The organism is Ruegeria sp. I3 (genome assembly GCF_056532525.1).
Genome location: NZ_JBQFNI010000005.1, coordinates 120,509 through 138,521, shown reverse-complemented (window position 1 = coordinate 138,521; position 18,013 = coordinate 120,509). Strand labels below are relative to the sequence as shown.

The window sequence follows — 18,013 nt, the reverse complement described above, 5'->3', positions numbered from 1 at the left end:
CATGGTACAACTGACCCTCCCCAAGAATTCCCGGATTACCACCGGTAAAACCTGGCCCAAGCCCGACGGCGCGACCAATGTGCGCAAATTCCAGATCTATCGCTGGAACCCGGATGATGGCCAGAACCCGCGCGTCGATACTTATTTCGTCGATATGGATACTTGCGGCCCGATGGTTCTGGACGCTCTGATCAAGATCAAGAATGAGATCGATCCGACTCTGACCTTCCGCCGTTCGTGCCGCGAAGGCATCTGCGGGTCCTGCGCGATGAACATCGACGGGATTAACACGCTGGCCTGTATCTATGGGATGGATGAGATCAAGGGCGACGTGAAGATCTACCCGCTGCCCCATATGCCGGTGGTCAAGGACCTGATCCCTGATCTGACTCATTTCTACGCCCAACACGCCTCGATCATGCCGTGGTTGGAGACTAAGACCAATCGTCCGGCAAAAGAGTGGAAGCAATCCATCGAAGACCGCAAGAAATTGGATGGTCTCTATGAATGTGTGATGTGTGCCAGTTGCTCGACCTCGTGCCCCAGCTACTGGTGGAACGGCGACCGCTATCTCGGCCCTGCCGCGCTGTTGCATGCTTACCGCTGGATCATCGACAGTCGGGATGAGGCCACCGGTGAGCGTTTGGACGAGCTGGAAGATCCTTTTAAGCTGTATCGCTGCCACACCATCATGAACTGCGCCAAGACCTGTCCCAAGGGTCTGAATCCGGCCAAAGCGATTGCAGAAATCAAGAAGATGATGGTGGACCGCGCGGTCTGATCACGCACCAAAACAAAGCACTTGCCGGGTTGCGGCAAGTGCATGCCGCCTCTGCAAAACTATGCGATGCGCTTGTACGAGCGCGGATCTAAAGTTGGCGCAGGGAGGAGTGATGAGTTCGAAAAGAGGTCACTCCGATGAACATGCAAAACCAAAAACACGACGCGGCCAAAGCGTTGGAATTTCTGGAGCAAGCCTGGGCCTATTATACGCCCGAGCCCAAAGTTCCGGCCAAAGACGAAACACCAGAATTGTTTGAATATGCGAACGCGGCTTAACCGTGTCGCGCGGGCTTGAAAATTACGACACAATAGGCAATGCAGAGCTATGCCCGTTCTATTGCTTCTGCTCGCCGCTGGCGTATTTGCCTATTTTTTCTGGCGGTCCCGCACGTCGTCTCTGACGCGCGACTGCAGGTGGCGGCAACATCGAAGCGAGGGCCAGTGGCGCTGTGCTTACTGTGGCGCGGTGTCAAAATCTGATGTTGAGCCCACGCAGTGTCTGAAAGGACAGTAGCTGCTGTTGGGGGTTTCCCACCGGGCCGAACTGCGCCACTCTCGGTCCATGTCAGAATCTCGGAATACTCCCCACCCACCCATGGATGCAGATGCGCGCCGCGCGATTGCGCCCGTTATTTGCTACCCGAATGAAGGGCTACCAAAACCCGATCTAGGGCTCTATCAAACTGGGCGTGATACAGCGCACAAAACGGGTGAGGTGTTGGTGCCACCGCGAGATGCGCGATGCTTTGAGGTGCCTGCAGGGCATTTCTTTCGGATCACTTCTGTTGAAGGATCGCAAGTTGGCGATCTAAACCTGTGGAACCTCAACGACCTTTCCGAGCGGTTCTATTCCGGCAAGACGCGCGCGTTGCATGGCACACATATCACCGTGGGTGAGCGCATGTGGTCGAGCTTTCCACATATGCGACCGATGGCGACAATCATTGCAGATACGCTGGGGTGGTACGGAATCGATGATTTCGGCGGGTCGGTGCACGATGTGATCGGGACCCGATGTGATCCCTATACCGGTAATCTGCTAGCTGGATCCCAGTACCATCACTGTTGCCATTCGAATCTGACACGCGCGCTGGCGGATCATTTGGGCGTCTCTTTGGCCGAAGCCGAGCCTGCGGTACATGATGTATTGAACGTGTTCATGTGCACCGGTTTCACGCGTGATACCGGGCAGTATTTCATGAAAGCCTCACCTGTCCGTCCGGGAGACTATCTTGAGTTTTTCGCCGAGATTGACCTGCTGGGAAATCTAAGCGCGTGCCCGGGCGGTGATTGCTCGTCCGAGCATTCATCGGATACCGCAGCCTGTTATCCCCTGCTGGTAGAAACCTTTGCCCCGGCTGAAGGTGCGCTTGAGGGATGGCGCAGCCCCGCGCGCAACGGATATGACCGCACGCACGGGCGCTAGATATCGCGCAATTCAGCTGTCCGGGAACGCCGCCTGCAGCGCGATTTCGACCATGTCGCCAAAACTGCTTTCTCGGTCCGAGGAGGGCAGGGCTTCGCCGGTCAGCAGGTGGTCCGAGACTGTCAGTACCGCCAATGCGCGGCATTTGTGACGCGCGGCAAGGATGTAAAGCTCTGCCGCTTCCATCTCGACACCCAAAATACCGTGCCGAACCATTTGTTCGTTCAGGTCCGGGCGTTCGTCATAAAAGACATCGGATGAATAGATGCCGCCAACATGGGTTGGCGTACCTTTGGCTTGTGCAGCCAATGCTGCAGACTGCAAAAGACCCCAATCCGCGCAAGGGGCGAAGTTCATTTCTCTCATGATCCCGCGCGAAGGGGTGCTGAGTGTGGTCGACGTCATCGCCAGAATAACATCACGCACATTCACACTGTCTTGCATCCCGCCACATGACCCGATCCGGATCAGAGTTTTGGCGCCGTAGTCACGGATCAATTCGTTCACGTAGATCGACAGAGACGGCATCCCCATGCCACTACCCTGAATGGTAACACGATTTCCTTTCCAGGTGCCGGTGAACCCCAGCATGCCACGCACTTCGTTTACCAGCTTTACGTCTTCAAGAAACGTTTCGGCCGCCCATTTTGCACGATACGGGTCGCCGGGCAAAAGAACGGTTTCGGCAATCTCGCCTTTTTGGGCTCCAATATGGATAGTCATTTTGCCACTTTCCCCCGATCAGATTTCCAGATCAGTAATATCGGTACCGGCTTTTATGGCGTCATGAACCCACTGCGGTTTGCGGCCCCGCCCGGTCCAGGTTTGCGACGGATTGTTCGGATTTTGATATTTCGCTTTAGATGATTTTACCGACTTAGTGCTGTCTCCAGACAATTCAGACAACGAAAACCCATATTCCGCCGCCGCCTTTTCGGCGGCTTTCAACGCTTCTTTTCGCTCACGCACTTCGGCGGTTTTTAGCGCCTTTTCGACCCGATTGCGCAATTCGAGCAGTTCTTTGCGCGACATTTTTTCAAGATCGATTGCCATAATCTTCTCCATTTCGGCTATTCCCCTACTTATTGTAGGGGAAATTGAATAAACCCGAACCTATCTATTCCCATTTTACCGGAAATAGAAATGGAGATTTCTGTAATATGCTTTTCTATTCAGCCGCAATTTCCGTTGGGTCAACCAATGTGACGATATCGCCCATGATTGCATTCAATTCGAAATTTTTAGGCGTATAGATTTTCGATACACCCATGGAACGCAATTGATCCGCGTCCTCATCGGGGATGATCCCACCTACAATGACGGGAATATCGCTTAGCCCTGCTGCTTTCAGCCGCGTCATCACGTCCTTCACCAAAGGCAGGTGGCTGCCAGAGAGGATCGATAGACCAATCACATGCGCTTTGTCTTCTTGTGCCGCAGTTACGATTTCTTCGGGCGTAAGACGAATACCTTCGTAACTGATATCCATGCCACAGTCGCGTGCGCGGAAGGCGATCTGTTCGGCTCCGTTCGAGTGTCCGTCCAGACCAGGTTTGCCAACAAGGAACTTCAGCCTTCGCCCCAGACGGTCGCTTACCGCATCTACGGCTGCGCGCAAGTCTTCCAGACCTTCGGTTTTGTTCGAAACAGATCCCGAGACGCCGGTTGGTCCACGATATGTACCGTAGGCCTTGCGCATTTCCTCGGCCCATTCGCCAGTTGTGACACCGGCCTTGGCCGCAGCGATTGAAGGTGCCATCACGTTGGCACCGGATTGCGCTGCTTCGCGCAATGCTTGCAGCGCCGCGGCCACTGCTGCGTCATCCCGATCCGCACGCCAGTCGTTCAAGCGCCCGATTTGTTCCTGTTCAACCGCCGGGTCGACGACCATGATGCCGCCATCCTCGGTCTGCAAAGGTGAGGCTTCGCCCTCGGTCCATTTGTTTACGCCAACGACGACAGTTTCATTGCGTTCAATACGGTTCAAGCGCTCGGCATTGGACTCGACCAGGCGCGATTTCATGTACTCAATCGAGGCTACCGCGCCGCCCATCGATTCGAGATTAGCCAATTCGGCCCGTGCGCCATTTTTAAGTTCTTCGACTTTGGCGTCGACAACCGGATTGCCGTCGAACAAATCGCCATATTCCAGCAGATCGGTTTCATAGGCGAGGATTTGTTGCATCCGCATCGACCATTGCTGATCCCAAGGACGAGGCAGGCCGAGCGCTTCGTTCCATGCAGGCAACTGCACCGCACGTGCGCGGGCACGTTTGGATAGCGTCACCGCAAGCATTTCAATCAGTATGCGATAAACGTTGTTTTCCGGCTGCTGTTCGGTCAGCCCCAGCGAGTTTACCTGAACGCCATAACGGAATCGGCGGAACTTGGGGTCTTCAATGCCATAGCGCTGCTGCAGAATTTCGTCCCAAAGATCCACAAAGGCGCGCATTTTGCACATTTCGGTGACAAACCGGATGCCCGCATTCACAAAAAACGAAATCCGCCCGCAGAGTGCCGGGAAGTCTTCAGCCGGAACGCGCGGGCGAAGTTCGTCCAGCACTGCAATGGCAGTCGCCAGAGCATAGGCCAGCTCTTGCTCGGGCGTCGCGCCTGCCTCTTGCAGGTGGTACGAACACACATTCATCGGGTTCCATTTGGGCACGTTATCGTAGCAATATTCGGCCACGTCCGCGATCATCTTCAGCGATGGCTTGGGTGGGCACACATAAGTGCCGCGGCTCAGGTATTCCTTGATCAGGTCGTTCTGGACGGTCCCCTGCAATTTCGAGACATCCGCGCCCTGTTCCTCGGCAACTGCGATATATAGCGCCAAAAGCCAAGGAGCAGTCGCATTGATCGTCATCGAGGTATTCATCTGTTCCAGCGGAATTTGATCGAACAGAACCCGCATGTCCCCCAGATGGCAGATGGGGACCCCAACTTTTCCAACTTCGCCGCGCGCCAAAGTGTGATCGCTGTCATACCCTGTTTGGGTTGGCAGATCGAAGGCCACGGACAGGCCGGTCTGACCTTTGGCTAAGTTCGCACGATAAAGCGCATTTGACGCTTTGGCCGTTGAGTGACCGGCATATGTACGGATGAGCCAGGGGCGATCTTTCTGCAACTGCGTCATGGGTCGGGCCTCGCGGATCGGTGGGTAACAAAATTACGTTCTATGGTGGTAAATAGTAATTTTCAGTACATGTCAATTCGCTGCGTTGCGGCATCGACGGTTTCTGCAGATTGTGGGTGGTCGCGTTTGATGGCACTGTGCCCGAATGATGCAGACTGTGGAAATCCCGCTTTGGCTGTTTGTGCTGATCGTGCTGTTTGCCGCGGTCACATTTGCCTCGCATTTTTTGTTTCCGTCGGTGCGCTGGTTTTTCCGCCGCCGCCTTGAGCGCGCCGTCGCACGGTTGAACAAGCGACTGCAGCGTCCGATCCAACCGTTCAAGTTGGCGGGGCGGCATGACATGATTCAACGGCTTATCTATGACCCGCAAGTAAGCCGGGCGGTGCAGCAGCATGCCAAAGAAGAAGGTGTGCCTGACGCTGTTGCCTCAGAATTGGCACGGCGTTATGCGCGCGAGATTGCGCCCTCATTCTCGACAGTGGCGTATTTCAGCATCGCGATCCGTTTTGCCCGCATGCTGAGCAACGCCTTTTACAAGGTGCAGTTGGGTTACGAGGACAAAGCCGCGCTGGACAGTATCGATCCCGATGCGACGGTCGTTTATGTCATGAACCACCGCAGCAATATGGATTACGTGCTGGTCACCTATCTGGCGGCAGACCATTCGACCTTATCCTATGCTGTGGGCGAGTGGGCCCGTGTCTGGCCTCTAAGTCGATTGATTCGCGCGATGGGGGCCTATTTCATTCGCCGCAAGTCGGGTAGCGACCTATATCGACAGGTCCTTGCAAGCTATGTAAGACACGCGACCGAAGCGGGCGTGACGCAGGCCATGTTCCCTGAGGGCGGGCTGAGTCTGACTGGCAAACTGGGGCGCCCCAAGCTGGGATTGTTGAAGTATATCCTTGACGGAGTCGAACCGCAGGGGCGGGATGTGGTGTTTGTTCCGGTTGCTTTGAACTATGATCGGGTGCTTGAAGATACCGTATTAACAGCGGCAGCGAAGGATAGTGAACGCCGCTTCCGCGCGCGGATCGGGGTTATCACCCGCTGGTCGCTCAAGCAGATTTGGCGCAGGCTAGTCGGGCGCTACAAGAGATTCGGGATTGCCTCAGTGCGGTATGCGACACCGATATCTCTGAAGGAATTTCGAGTCGCGCACGAACGGGACCTAACGACCGATCTGGCCCGCGAGTTGATGCGCAGGATCGGCGCCGCAATTCCCTTTGTTCCAGTGCCTGCAGCGTGTCGGCTGGTTCAGGAAGAAGGTGAGATGTCAGAGCAGGAGTTGAAGGCGCGTTTGCTGACGTTGGGCGGCGACGCGGTTGCCCAGGATGATGGAGAGGCTGTTGACGATGCCATCAATCAGTTGGTCGAGCGACGGATCCTGCGTCGTGAGGCTGGAGTGTTGCGCCCATCAGGCGAGCGATCAGAGCTGCTTGCTTATTACGCGGCAGCATCAGAACCCGTTGTTCGGGCTGAGAATGATGCAAGTGCAGAAAGTATTTCTGCAACTGCTGGGTCATAAAATTACAAAATAGATACCAAAAACGGTTGCAATATTACTCATGGGCTAATATTTCGTCTTTGGAAAGCCGCGATTCTGCGGCGCGGCAACAGTTGGAAAAAGGAGGCCAGCATGGCTTTGGATGTCGACAGCGGTATCGCGTCGTATGAGGCGCCGGAAAAGGACCTCTACGAGATGGGTGAAATCCCCCCGATGGGGTACGTTCCCAAGCAAATGTATGCCTGGGCCATCCGGAAAGAGCGCCACGGTGAGCCAGACACAGCGATGCAGTTAGAAGTCGTTGATGTCCCGAAGCTGGACAGCCACGAAGTGCTGGTTCTCGTTATGGCGGCGGGTGTGAACTACAACGGCGTCTGGGCATCGCTTGGCAAGCCGATCAGCCCGTTTGATGGCCACGGCCAACCCTTTCACATCGCAGGTTCAGATGCGTCGGGCATCGTCTGGGCGGTTGGTGACAAAGTGAAGCGCTGGAAAGTCGGCGATGAAGTCGTGATTCACTGCAACCAGGACGATGGCGATGACGAACACTGCAATGGTGGTGATCCGATGTATTCGCCCAGCCAGCGCATCTGGGGATATGAGACACCTGATGGCTCGTTCGCGCAGTTTACAAATGTTCAGGCACAGCAGCTGATGCCGCGTCCTAAGCACCTGACCTGGGAAGAAAGCGCCTGCTACACGCTGACCTTGGCAACAGCCTATCGGATGCTTTTTGGGCACGAACCGCACGATCTAAAGCCGGGCCAGAACGTTCTGGTTTGGGGCGCATCGGGCGGTCTGGGCTCTTACGCGATACAGTTGATCAACACTGCGGGTGCCAATGCGATCGGCGTGATATCGGATGAAAGCAAGCGTGAGTTTGTGATGGACCTTGGCGCCAAAGGCGTCATCAACCGCAAGGATTTCAACTGCTGGGGCCAGCTGCCCACGGTGAATACTCCGGAATATGCTGAATGGTTCAAAGAAGCCCGCAAGTTTGGCAAGGCCATCTGGGATATTACCGGCAAAGGTGTGAACGTCGACATGGTGTTCGAGCACCCCGGCGAAAGCACATTCCCGGTGTCTACTTTTGTCGTAAAAAAGGGAGGTATGGTTGTGATCTGCGCCGGGACCACTGGCTACAATCTAACCTTCGACGTGCGTTACATGTGGATGCACCAGAAACGCTTGCAGGGCTCGCATTTTGCGCACCTCAAACAGGCATCGGCTGCAAACCAGCTTATGGTCGAGCGTCGCTTGGATCCGTGCATGTCCGAAGTGTTCACATGGCAGGATCTGCCCGAGGCGCACATGAAGATGATGCGCAACGAACACAAGCCGGGCAACATGTCGGTGCTGGTTCAGGCTCCGCATACAGGCATGCGCACCCTTGAAGAAGTATTGGCTGCCCGCGACTAACGGTCTCAGGCGAACAGCAGCTGCAACACCCGCAGGGCGCACACACGCCTTGCGGGTGTTCATCGTTTCTATCGATGATTATGCATTTTCAATGCTTTAAGAAATCGCACCCCGCTATTTCTGGGGAGTAGAAAGCAGCGAGTAGGCCGAATTAGTCTGCACATGTTATGGTTGTGTTAACCCTTCGTTAACTATTTCGGGGACACCCTGATGGCGCAAAATGAGTGGATTTTGGACGTTCTGTCGGACCTCAACGCCTTTGCTGTGGCGAATGGGTTGAGCGCGCTGGCCGAGCAGCTTGACGACACAAGACTGATCGCCGCGGCCGAGATTGCGTCCTCAAAGGATGAGGCTTGCGCGCCCGCGAATGGGAAGAAAATTCGATTTGAGCCAGATCCTAGGGGATTTGGAAAGCACCAGCACGCTTGACGAGCTGACCAGCGTAGCAGTCCAGTTGCGGGACAAGCTGCAAATTGACCACATGACATATCATTGGGTTGATGGGGCCGGGGATCAATACGGGTTCACGACTTATTCGGATGCCTGGGATGTACGGTATCGAGACAGGAATTATCATCGTATTGATCCGGTTATTCTGGGTTGTTTTCAGCGATTTCACGCTGTGGACTGGAAACAGCTGAATTGGTCGGGCAAAGCAGTAAAGGCCTTCCTGCAGGACGCGCAGGAACATGGCGTCGGCAATCAGGGCTATTCGATCCCGCTGCGGGGGCCAGGCGGGCAATTCGCGCTGTTTACGGTCAACAACAGCTGCGATGACATCGCATGGCAGGCATTTGTCGAAACGTATGGCCGCGATCTCATATTGGTGGCGCATTTCCTCAATCGAAAAGCGCTGGAATTTGCAAAAGAACGGCAGCCGGACAACATGCGGGGGCTCTCGCCCCGCGAAATCGATGCAATGACATTGCTGGCGCTGGGGTATAGCCGAGCGCAGGTGGCGCACTCGCTTTCCATTTCTGAGCATACGCTCAGGGCCTATATCGAAAGCGCACGATCAAAACTCGGTGCGCAAAATACGACTCATGCAATCGCCACTGCACTCAGTAGAGGATTAATAGTCGTTTAACGACCGTACGGTGGTCTCACCTTAAATTAACCACGTGTTCGTACCCCCTTTGTTCCAACTATGGACGACAAGGGGAACACGTCATGTTGCGTTATTTGTATGCCGATGAGCTGCATAACTTTCCGGAATTGGCCAGGGGGATGTTCAGGGATCGCGCGGATCAGTTCAAAACCCGCCTTGGCTGGGATGTTAAGGTTAATGAAAAGGGGGAAGAGCGGGATCAGTACGATGACCTGAACCCGCTCTATGTGATTTGGGAAGAGGCAGATGGCAGCCATGGCGGGTCCATGCGGATCCTACCGACGACCGGTCCGGTCATGGTGAACGACATATTCGGACATCTCACCGGGGGCAGTCCGATCCGAAGCCCACTAATCTGGGAGGTCACTCGCTTTTGCCTCTCGCGCAACGCCAGCGCTCATACTGCTGGGGCCATCATGCTGAGCGGCGGTGAGGTGATGGAAGGGTTTGGCCTGACCCACATAGCGGGCGTTTTTGATGCCCGCATGATCCGGATCTACCGTATGATCGGATCGTCTCCGGTGGTTTTGGGCACCGAAGGGAAAGGGCGCGATCAGATCTCGGTCGGCCTGTGGCCTTATTCAGCGGATGATTGCAACCGTGTAGCAGCCCGCGCAGGCATCCCGCGAGAGTTGTCGCGCCTGTGGTTCAAGACAGCATTTGGCCATGGCGCACAGCACCGGTTCGCTTTGTCGGCATAAGCATACGGAAAAACCAATCGGCATCTGGCAGCGCGCGGCGCGTCCCTGTAGGGTCGCGCCATGTCCTTGCCCCAAGTCACATTTTCCGAAGATCAGGCTGCCGCTTTTGACAACATTGCCGAGATGTTGCGAGGTGCCGGAGTAGACCTTGAAGACGACGCTCTGCTGAAACTGCCCGGCAGCGGAAAGTCTGGTGTTATGGCCGTTATTGGCAAGGCTGGATCGGGCAAAACCCTGTTGCTGGCAGAGCTTTACAAAGCTTTGGCCGAGACGGGGGTCAACCTGATCTCGGGCGATTTCGAAAGCCGCAAATCCCGCGACAAGCGCAGCCTTGCGATCCTCGCGCCGACGAACAAGGCCGCCAGCGTATTGCGGCTGCGTGGGGTGCCCGCGACGACGATCCATCGCATCCTTTATACGCCTGTTTACGACCCTGAATACGAGCGGATCGCCGAATGGCTCGCGGGCAATGACGAACGGCCCGAGATCGAAGGGCTGACAGACGAAGCGCTGGACCGCGCAGCCGCGTTCTATGCCAACAACAAATCCATCCCTGGTGCGCTGGCCGCTGCTGGGTTGCGCGGTTCGGATTTCATCACCGGCTGGAAACGTCGGGAAGAGCCGCTGGATATCGGTTTTGTGGATGAAGCCTCGATGCTAGACGACCGGCAATTCGAGGATCTAAAGGAAATCTTTCCAACCTTGTTGCTATTTGGTGACCCGGCGCAGTTGGCGCCGGTCAACCAATCGGGCTCGATGGTGTTTGACGGGTTGCCAGAGCCGCGCAAGCAAATCCTGCATCGCGTACATCGGCAAACTGCGGATAACCCAATCCTGGACCTCGCCCATGCTCTGTCCGATCCGGCCATGGAGTTTGAGGATTTCGAACGTCTGATCGAGGACACTGCCCGAAAGGATGACCGCGTTGTCTGGGGACAGCGGGTAGAAGTTGATCTGATGGCGCGCAGCCCGGTTCTTGTCTGGCGCAATGCGACCCGAATCCGGCTGATTCAGGCGTTCCGCACCGTACATGGCGCGCCGGAAACTGAACTACTGGAAGGGGAACCGTTGATTTGTGACGGCATTGAGCTGCCGTTGAAGCACCGCAAAAAGCGGCTGGACCTTGAGGCGCGCGGGCTGATCAAAGGCGCACAGGTCATCTATCTTGGCCCTGGTCGCAAGCCGGGTTTTTCGCGGTTGCATGTGATGGGGGCCGAAGACCCTCAGGTCTCGGCGGCGTCGATCGTGCAGATTGAAAAGCCCGATGAGGAGGAGCCGTTCATTCCCTATGCTGCCCGTATGGGGGCAACGTTCCTGCATGGTGCCGCTGTGACGATCCATAAGGCGCAAGGGTCGCAATGGGACACGGTTCAGGTCTTTGCGCCAGACATCTACGCAGCCGCCCGCATGGGCCGTACTGAGGCCGGGCAACCTTTGTGGAAGCGCTTAGCTTATGTCGCCATAACCCGCGCACAGGAGAGGCTAATTTGGGTAGTGCGGAACCGCTTGTCGAAACCGACCCACCCGTTGCGTGTGGATGACCTGCGTGCGGTTGCGGCACCATCCCTGACATTGGAGGCGGAAGAGACATGAAGACGATCATAGTGACCGGTGCAAGCTCGGGCATAGGCCGCGCCACCGCCGAGCTGTTTCTGTCAGAAGGATGGACTGTCGGGCTTCTGGCCCGCAGCGCTGACAAACTTCATGCTATGGCACAGCATAACGGCTCGGCGATCCCGCTGGTTGCCGATGTGACTGACCCGGATGCCGTTGCAAACGCCTTTACTGCATTCACCCGACAGACCGGGCGACTGGACGTGCTGTTCAACAATGCCGGGATTTTTGCCCCTGGTGGCACCATCGACGAGATCGCGCTTGAGGATTGGTACAGCTCGGTCAATGTGAACCTGAACGGCATGTTCCTGTGTGCACGGGCTGCATTTGCTGCGATGCGGGCTCAGGCGCCGCAGGGGGGGCGTATCATAAACAACGGTTCAATCGCTGCTCATGTGCCGCGCCCGAACTCGGTGCATTATTCTGCGACGAAACACGCGATTACCGGTCTGACGCGCAGCCTGTCTCTGGACGGGCGGGGTTTTGGAATTGCCTGCGGCCAGATTGACATTGGAAATGCGCGCACCCCGATGGTGCAAGGGCTGGTCGATGAGGCACTTGCCGAAGGCCGCGACCCTGATCCCACCATGGATGTCGGGGATGCCGCCCGCTCGGTACTGCATATGGCCGAACTGCCGCCTGAGGCGAATGTGCAATTCATGACCGTTATGGCCACGACCATGCCCTATATCGGTCGCGGGTGACGATCAGTTCTCGCGCAGTAGGCGGAAGGCTGTCGAAGCGCCCCAACCGGCGGCAATCGCGATGGCCAGTGACATAAGCCCGTACCAAATGGGTTGTTCGCGCGACATCGCGTACAAGAACCGCTCAAGCCCGACTTTGCGTACTCCGATCGAGGTTTCAAAGGTCGAGACCACCTTTCCGTCTCGTGTCAGGAAGATACGGGCGCTGTAGTCGCCTTCGGTTAGGTCAGACGGCATGTCGATTGATGTGCGGAACAACGTCTGTTCGTCCACAGCCACTGTGTTTTCCCGGATCGAGTACAGCCCTTCATCTTCGCGGATGCGGATGACCGCCTCGGAAAAATCCTGTGCGCCCTGAATGCTCATGTCCGCACCGACCGACCGGATGGCACGCTCGATCGAAACCTTATAGCGTAGGTCTTCGGTCTGGGTCAGAACCTCGGAAAACGGGGCGCTGGTGGCAACGGCGTAGAAGCTTGGAGCCAGATCAACAACAAGGCTATCGGTGTTCACCCAGATACCGAACCGTTTCTCTTTGCGGCGTACGGTGACAGGTTCGGATGGGCCGACCACCGATACGATGACCTCAAGCGGTGGACCGTCCGGGATTGGGGCTTCGCGCTTTACCGCGCCGAAAACCAGTATTTCGGACCCGTCAAAATTGGCGGTAATCGAGACGCGATCCTGACTTAGGCCCAGAACAACCTGTTCTTCGGCTGCGTAGGCTGGCAGACAGATCAGACAAAGAAGAGCAATCAGACGCAGCATCTTAGTGCCCTCCCGCATCGCCAAGCGAATACAACTCGGCGGGTTGAAGCAGAAGATCAAGCGCCAGCTTGCCGCAGACGACAAGTACCAGAGCCGCCAACAAAACGCGCAGTTGTTCAGCCGGCATTCGGGCACCGATGACTGTTCCGATTTGGGCACCAACTACCCCACCGACGAGCAGAAGAACCGCCAACACGACATCAACGGTATAGTTGGTAGTGGCGTGCAGCATAGTGGTAAAGGCGGTTACAAAGATGATCTGAAACAGCGAAGTTCCGACAACAACCTTGGTCGGCATACCCAATAGATAGATCATCGCGGGCACCATGATAAACCCGCCGCCGACACCCATGATAGCAGACAGGACACCGACAAACAGGCCTACGACAAGCGGTGGAATGACCGAGATGTACAGGCCCGACGTCCGAAACCGCATCTTGAACGGCATGGCGTGCACCCAACCGCGCTGGCGTCGTTTCGGAGGCGGCGTGCCGCCTTTCCGCGTTTTTCTAATCGCGTTCAGGCTTTCGACAAACATCAGACTGCCGATGATGCCTAGAAATACGACATAGCAAAGTTTGACCAGCAGATCGACCTGTCCGAGGCTCTTGAGATAGTTGAAGACAACAACACCCAACGCAGCGCCTGTCAGCCCTCCGACCAAAAGGACTGTGCCCATTTTAAGGTCCACGGTTCGGCGCCTGAAATGCGCCAGCACCCCAGAAAATGATGAAGCAACAATCTGGTTTGCCTCGGTTGCGACCGCAACCGCAGGCGGAATGCCGATGAAGAACAGCAGTGGAGTCATCAAAAACCCACCGCCAACGCCAAACATTCCAGACAGAATGCCCACCATTCCACCCAGTCCAAACAGTAGAAACGCGTTTACGGATACTTCGGCAATCGGGAGGTAAATCTGCATGGCTTCTTCTAGACAGGAGAGGCCGTACCACGCGGTGTGGCAAAGCCATTGGTAACATAAATCTCAACAGACGAAGCGCGCGTGCCAGGTGGGGCCATCTAGTTGTTTCCGTGGCTCAACCTGAAAATAGTCGATAGCATGGCTGCGGAACTGATGCGGGACACGTCCATACCCCCTTAGAGCGGTTGCGGCATACAAAATCAACTCTGTATGCCGCTTTGCAGCAAACAGGACTGAGGGGCAGTCCTGAACTGGCTCTATCAGCGTTCCTTTACATATGGTTCGCCGCCTGCGCGTGGCGGTATGGCCTTGCCGACGAACCCGGCAAGAATCACCACGGTCAGGATATAGGGCAGGGCGTCCATGACCTGCACCGGGATCACGACCCCGCCCAAATCGATGTTCTGGAACCGCAAGGCAATGGCCTGCAACAGCCCGAACAACAGGCATGCCCACATCGCGTGCCACGGACGCCATTTTGCAAAGATCAGAGCAGCCAGTGCGATAAATCCGCGCCCAGCGGTCATCTCTTTCACAAAGCCTGCTTGCAGCGCGGTGGCCAGGTAGGCACCTGCGATGCCGCAAAGTACGCCGCAAATCGCAACCGCTGCGTAGCGGAGACCTACAACCGAAACTCCAGCAGTATCCACCGCCGCAGGATTCTCTCCGACCGCGCGCAGACGCAGCCCGAACCGGGTGCGGAACAGAATCCACCAAGTCAGTGGCACCATAAGGAAAGCCACGTACACCAGAATGGAATGGCCAGACAGAAGCTCGGAATAGGCCATATGCAGGGGATTGGTTTCAGACATCAGCTCGGAAACTGGACGGCCTGTCAGTTCGGCGTCAGTCGGACCGATCGCATAAGGGAATTCTGCAGATTCAAACCGCCCTTCACCGAACAATGATGGCGTACGACCACCCTGCTTGAACCAGCTTTGGGCGACAAGAACGGTCATACCTGAGGCGAGAAAGTTGATCGCAACCCCCGAGATCAGCTGATTGCCCCGGAACGTGATCGACGCAAACCCGTGTAGCGCCGAAAGGACCAGAGATGCCGCGATCCCGGCCAGCAATCCCAGCCACACCGAACCGGTTACGGCGGCGACGGCAGCCGAGAAGAATGCTGACATCAGCATCTTGCCTTCAAGGCCGATGTCGAAGATGCCCGCGCGCTCGGAGTATAGTCCGGCCAGACAGGCAAGCAGCAGAGGCGTAGCCAGTCGGATGGTCGAATCCAGAACCTGGATGAGTGTCAGGAAGAAATCCATCAGGCCGACCCCTTCCGAATCGCCATGAACAGCTTTTCAAGCGGCATGCGCACCATGTTGTCCAGTGCTCCGGTAAACAGAATGACCAGCGCTTGGATGACCACGATCAGTTCGCGCGGAATCGATGTCCAAAGCGCCAGTTCGGCCCCGCCCTGATACAGAAACCCAAACAGAATAGCGGCTAGAAATACCCCGAATGGATGCGACCGACCCATCAGTGCCACGGCAATTCCAATGAAACCCGCGCCTTCGGTTGCGTTCAGCACCAACCGCTCGGCTTCGCCCATCACGTTGTTGACTGCCATCAGGCCCGCCAGAGCGCCCGAGATCAGCATGGCAATAATCGTGATGCGTACAGGCGAGATACCGGCGTAGACGGCACCGGTTTCCGAATGGCCGTAGGCGCGGATTTCATAGCCCAACCGAGTTCGCCAGATCAGCGCCCAGACAACAAAACACGCAAGGATTGCGACGAAGAACGAGATGTTGGCAGGCGCACCTCGGAAAACGATGTTTTCGGCGCTCGAGAACATCGACTGGAAAGTCGGGAGATGCACTGCCTCGGGGAAACGAGCCGTTGCTGGATCTTGCGACCCTTGCGGGCGCATGACGTTGACCAGCATGTAATTCAGGAAAGCGGCAGCGATGAAATTGAACATGATCGTGGTGATCACGATATGGCTGCCCCGCTTCGCCTGCAGATAGGCCGGGATCGCGGCCCAGGCTGCACCGAAGATCATCGAAGCAGCACAGGCGGCCAGCAAAGCTATTGTCCAATGCGGCCAAGGAACCGATAGGCAGACGATGGCAACGCCCAGTCCGCCCAGCATGGCCTGACCCTCGCCGCCGATGTTGAACAAGCGCGCGTGAAAGGCAACTGCAACCGCGAGTCCGGTGAAGATGAAGTTCGTTGCATAATAAAGTGTATAGCCCCAGCCGTAGGTTGACCCTAGGGCCCCAGTGACCATCAGATTTACCGCCTCAAGCGGATCTTCTCCGATGGCCAGGATGACGATTGCCGAAAGGATTGTGGCTAGAAGCAGACTGATTAGCGGGATCAGTACCACATCGGCCCATTTGGGCATTTTTTCCATGGTTCAGGCGGCCTCTCCTGCAACACCGGCCATCAGCAGGCCTAGTTCTTTTTCATCCGTCTCGGCGGGCAGACGCTCGCCCATGATATGTCCGTCAAACATGACCGCGATCCGGTCCGAGAGTGAGAAGATCTCTTCCAGCTCGACCGAGACCAGCAAGATTGCTTTGCCCTGATCCCTCAAGGCGACGATCTGTTTATGAATGAACTCGATGGCACCGATATCCACGCCGCGTGTGGGCTGGCCCACCAGCAGCAGATCGGGATTGCGCTCGATTTCTCGTGCAACGACGATTTTCTGTTGATTGCCGCCCGAGAAGCTTTTTGCCGTCAGCCAGCCATTGGGCGGGCGCACATCGAACTTCTCGATCTTGGCTTCGGTGTCGGCACGCAGGGCAGCGTTGTCCATGAACAGCCCGCGTTTGTAAGCAGGGTCGCGGTGGTAGCCGAACGCCACGTTCTCCCACGCGTGAAAATCCATGATCAGACCTTCGCGCTGCCGATCCTCGGGGACATGAGCGATATGTCGGGCGCGCCGCGCTTGCCCGTCCGATCCGGGGCCGTGCAACGCCAGAGGTTCGCCGTTCAGTTTGATCGAGCCTACCCCGGGTCGCATACCGCCCAAAACTTCAAGCAGTTCGGACTGCCCGTTGCCAGCAACGCCCGCGATGCCAACGATCTCACCCGCGCGAACGGTTAGGTCGATGCCTTTGACACGCTCGACACCGGCCGAATCGGTGACACTGAGGTTTTCGATTTCCAGAACCGGTTTGCCCGGCTGTGCAGGCACCTTATCAACCTGTAGCAAGACCTTGCGGCCAACCATCAATTCGGCCAGTGCCTGCGGATTGGTATCAGCTGTTTTGACGGTGGCGGTCATCTCACCACGGCGCATAACCGAAACCGTATCGGTGTTCTCCATGATTTCGCGCAGCTTGTGCGTGATCACGATGATTGTTTTACCCTCGGACCGCAGCCGGTCGAGAATGCGAAACAGCTGGTCCGCCTCGGCAGGGGTAAGAACGCCCGTGGGTTCGTCCAGAATCAGAATTTCGGCCTTGCGGTAGAGCGCCTTGAGAATCTCAACCCGCTGCTGCATGCCCACACCGATCTCATCGATGCGTTTGTCAGGGTCGACGAACAGTTCGTATTCTTCCTCTAGATCTTTCAGCTCTTTCCGGGCTTTCGCCAGCGACGGAGCCAACAGCCCACCGTCTTCCGCACCCAGAACGATGTTTTCCAGAACGGTGAAATTCTCGACCAGTTTGAAATGCTGAAACACCATCCCGATGCCCGAGGCGATCGCCGCCTGGCTGTCAGGGATGTCGGTCTTGGTGCCGTTGATCCAGATTTCGCCTTTGTCGGCTTTGTAAAATCCGTAGAGGATGCTCATCAGCGTGGATTTGCCCGCTCCGTTTTCACCGATGATCCCGTGGATCGCTCCGCGGGCGACGCTGATGGAAATATCTTTATTAGCCTGAACCGGCCCAAAGGCTTTGGAAATCCCTTTGAGTTCAATGGCGGGGACGGTCATATCTTGTCCTTGGGTTGCCGAAAGGGC

Annotated in this window: 17 protein-coding genes; 9 read left to right on the top strand and 8 right to left on the bottom strand. The window is 56.4% G+C overall.

Features of this window, described 5'->3' with window-relative positions; all coding sequences use genetic code 11:
* Position 1 precedes the first annotated feature (1 nt).
* The 3 genes from ACR0L9_RS14730 to ACR0L9_RS14720 all read left to right on the top strand — a co-directional run bounded on the left by ACR0L9_RS14730 (position 2) and on the right by ACR0L9_RS14720 (position 2,209).
* On the top strand, positions 2-781 hold the full coding sequence (locus ACR0L9_RS14730; protein WP_170408332.1) for a succinate dehydrogenase iron-sulfur subunit: 780 nt from the start codon (positions 2-4) through the stop codon (positions 779-781).
* Positions 782-918: 137 nt separating this feature from the next.
* Positions 919-1,059, top strand: coding sequence for a hypothetical protein (locus ACR0L9_RS14725; RefSeq protein ID WP_170395806.1), 141 nt, complete (start codon positions 919-921; stop codon positions 1,057-1,059).
* A gap of 286 nt (positions 1,060-1,345) precedes the next feature.
* Positions 1,346-2,209, top strand: coding sequence for a DUF1989 domain-containing protein (locus ACR0L9_RS14720; protein ID WP_170626169.1), 864 nt, complete (start codon positions 1,346-1,348; stop codon positions 2,207-2,209).
* 12 nt (positions 2,210-2,221) lie between these two features.
* On the opposite strand, the gene deoD is transcribed toward ACR0L9_RS14720, so the two are convergent.
* The 3 genes from deoD to ACR0L9_RS14705 form a co-directional block, all read right to left on the bottom strand.
* Positions 2,222-2,932, bottom strand: coding sequence for a purine-nucleoside phosphorylase (gene deoD / locus ACR0L9_RS14715; protein WP_170395810.1), 711 nt, complete (start codon positions 2,930-2,932; stop codon positions 2,222-2,224).
* Positions 2,933-2,950: 18 nt separating this feature from the next.
* Positions 2,951-3,262: an H-NS histone family protein gene (locus ACR0L9_RS14710; RefSeq protein ID WP_223117549.1), complete on the bottom strand. Its 312-nt coding sequence runs from the start codon at positions 3,260-3,262 to the stop codon at positions 2,951-2,953.
* A gap of 115 nt (positions 3,263-3,377) precedes the next feature.
* The gene (locus ACR0L9_RS14705; RefSeq protein ID WP_480895965.1) at positions 3,378-5,345 is read right to left on the bottom strand and encodes a methylmalonyl-CoA mutase family protein; all 1,968 of its coding nucleotides are present in this window, start codon (positions 5,343-5,345) and stop codon (positions 3,378-3,380) included.
* Between the two features lie 145 nt (positions 5,346-5,490).
* Here ACR0L9_RS14705 and ACR0L9_RS14700 point away from each other — a divergent pair, with 145 nt between their 5' ends.
* The 6 genes from ACR0L9_RS14700 to ACR0L9_RS14675 all read left to right on the top strand — a co-directional run bounded on the left by ACR0L9_RS14700 (position 5,491) and on the right by ACR0L9_RS14675 (position 12,398).
* Entirely contained in the window at positions 5,491-6,873 is a 1,383-nt protein-coding gene (locus ACR0L9_RS14700) for a 1-acyl-sn-glycerol-3-phosphate acyltransferase (protein WP_170513941.1), read from the top strand.
* A gap of 111 nt (positions 6,874-6,984) precedes the next feature.
* Complete coding sequence (gene ccrA / locus ACR0L9_RS14695; protein WP_170395824.1) at positions 6,985-8,271, top strand: crotonyl-CoA carboxylase/reductase; 1,287 nt, start codon at positions 6,985-6,987, stop codon at positions 8,269-8,271.
* 367 nt (positions 8,272-8,638) lie between these two features.
* On the top strand, positions 8,639-9,358 hold the full coding sequence (locus tag ACR0L9_RS14690) for a helix-turn-helix transcriptional regulator (RefSeq protein ID WP_170566299.1): 720 nt from the start codon (positions 8,639-8,641) through the stop codon (positions 9,356-9,358).
* 83 nt (positions 9,359-9,441) lie between these two features.
* Entirely contained in the window at positions 9,442-10,080 is a 639-nt protein-coding gene (locus tag ACR0L9_RS14685) for an acyl-homoserine-lactone synthase (RefSeq protein ID WP_170423735.1), read from the top strand.
* 60 nt (positions 10,081-10,140) lie between these two features.
* The gene (locus ACR0L9_RS14680) at positions 10,141-11,673 is read left to right on the top strand and encodes an AAA family ATPase (protein ID WP_170626166.1); all 1,533 of its coding nucleotides are present in this window, start codon (positions 10,141-10,143) and stop codon (positions 11,671-11,673) included.
* Positions 11,670-12,398: an SDR family oxidoreductase gene (locus ACR0L9_RS14675; RefSeq protein WP_480895964.1), complete on the top strand. Its 729-nt coding sequence runs from the start codon at positions 11,670-11,672 to the stop codon at positions 12,396-12,398. Before ACR0L9_RS14680 ends, ACR0L9_RS14675 begins: the two co-directional genes overlap by 4 nt.
* A 3-nt stretch (positions 12,399-12,401) precedes the next feature.
* On the opposite strand, the gene ACR0L9_RS14670 is transcribed toward ACR0L9_RS14675, so the two are convergent.
* From ACR0L9_RS14670 to ACR0L9_RS14650, 5 genes are all read right to left on the bottom strand, one after another.
* Positions 12,402-13,166 carry a TIGR02186 family protein gene (locus tag ACR0L9_RS14670; RefSeq protein WP_170395832.1) on the bottom strand — a complete coding sequence of 255 codons (765 nt, stop codon included), beginning with the start codon at positions 13,164-13,166 and terminating at the stop codon, positions 12,402-12,404.
* A 1-nt stretch (position 13,167) separates the two neighbouring features.
* On the bottom strand, positions 13,168-14,088 hold the full coding sequence (locus tag ACR0L9_RS14665) for a sulfite exporter TauE/SafE family protein (RefSeq protein WP_170395834.1): 921 nt from the start codon (positions 14,086-14,088) through the stop codon (positions 13,168-13,170).
* A gap of 260 nt (positions 14,089-14,348) precedes the next feature.
* Complete coding sequence (locus ACR0L9_RS14660; RefSeq protein ID WP_170395835.1) at positions 14,349-15,359, bottom strand: ABC transporter permease; 1,011 nt, start codon at positions 15,357-15,359, stop codon at positions 14,349-14,351.
* Positions 15,359-16,453, bottom strand: a complete 1,095-nt coding sequence (locus ACR0L9_RS14655) for an ABC transporter permease (protein ID WP_480895963.1) — start codon at positions 16,451-16,453, stop codon at positions 15,359-15,361. Before ACR0L9_RS14655 ends, ACR0L9_RS14660 begins: the two co-directional genes overlap by 1 nt.
* A 3-nt stretch (positions 16,454-16,456) precedes the next feature.
* Entirely contained in the window at positions 16,457-17,986 is a 1,530-nt protein-coding gene (locus ACR0L9_RS14650; RefSeq protein WP_170395839.1) for an ABC transporter ATP-binding protein, read from the bottom strand.
* Positions 17,987-18,013 lie beyond the last annotated feature (27 nt).

What these genes read in the sequence shown, in the direction of transcription:
- ACR0L9_RS14670 (WP_170395832.1), bottom strand. Translation starts at nt 13,166, where the DNA reads ATGCTGCGTCTGATTGCTCTTCTTTGTCTGATCTGTCTGCCAGCCTAC.
- ACR0L9_RS14660 (WP_170395835.1), bottom strand. Translation starts at nt 15,359, where the DNA reads ATGGATTTCTTCCTGACACTCATCCAGGTTCTGGATTCGACCATCCGA.
- ACR0L9_RS14700 (WP_170513941.1), top strand. Translation starts at nt 5,491, where the DNA reads ATGATGCAGACTGTGGAAATCCCGCTTTGGCTGTTTGTGCTGATCGTG.
- ACR0L9_RS14685 (WP_170423735.1), top strand. Translation starts at nt 9,442, where the DNA reads ATGTTGCGTTATTTGTATGCCGATGAGCTGCATAACTTTCCGGAATTG.
- ACR0L9_RS14680 (WP_170626166.1), top strand. Translation starts at nt 10,141, where the DNA reads ATGTCCTTGCCCCAAGTCACATTTTCCGAAGATCAGGCTGCCGCTTTT.
- ACR0L9_RS14730 (WP_170408332.1), top strand. Translation starts at nt 2, where the DNA reads ATGGTACAACTGACCCTCCCCAAGAATTCCCGGATTACCACCGGTAAA.
- ACR0L9_RS14665 (WP_170395834.1), bottom strand. Translation starts at nt 14,088, where the DNA reads ATGCAGATTTACCTCCCGATTGCCGAAGTATCCGTAAACGCGTTTCTA.
- ACR0L9_RS14710 (WP_223117549.1), bottom strand. Translation starts at nt 3,262, where the DNA reads ATGGCAATCGATCTTGAAAAAATGTCGCGCAAAGAACTGCTCGAATTG.
- ccrA (WP_170395824.1), top strand. Translation starts at nt 6,985, where the DNA reads ATGGCTTTGGATGTCGACAGCGGTATCGCGTCGTATGAGGCGCCGGAA.
- ACR0L9_RS14675 (WP_480895964.1), top strand. Translation starts at nt 11,670, where the DNA reads ATGAAGACGATCATAGTGACCGGTGCAAGCTCGGGCATAGGCCGCGCC.
- ACR0L9_RS14655 (WP_480895963.1), bottom strand. Translation starts at nt 16,453, where the DNA reads ATGGAAAAAATGCCCAAATGGGCCGATGTGGTACTGATCCCGCTAATC.
- ACR0L9_RS14650 (WP_170395839.1), bottom strand. Translation starts at nt 17,986, where the DNA reads ATGACCGTCCCCGCCATTGAACTCAAAGGGATTTCCAAAGCCTTTGGG.
- ACR0L9_RS14725 (WP_170395806.1), top strand. Translation starts at nt 919, where the DNA reads ATGAACATGCAAAACCAAAAACACGACGCGGCCAAAGCGTTGGAATTT.
- ACR0L9_RS14705 (WP_480895965.1), bottom strand. Translation starts at nt 5,345, where the DNA reads ATGACGCAGTTGCAGAAAGATCGCCCCTGGCTCATCCGTACATATGCC.
- deoD (WP_170395810.1), bottom strand. Translation starts at nt 2,932, where the DNA reads ATGACTATCCATATTGGAGCCCAAAAAGGCGAGATTGCCGAAACCGTT.
- ACR0L9_RS14720 (WP_170626169.1), top strand. Translation starts at nt 1,346, where the DNA reads ATGTCAGAATCTCGGAATACTCCCCACCCACCCATGGATGCAGATGCG.
- ACR0L9_RS14690 (WP_170566299.1), top strand. Translation starts at nt 8,639, where the DNA reads ATGGGAAGAAAATTCGATTTGAGCCAGATCCTAGGGGATTTGGAAAGC.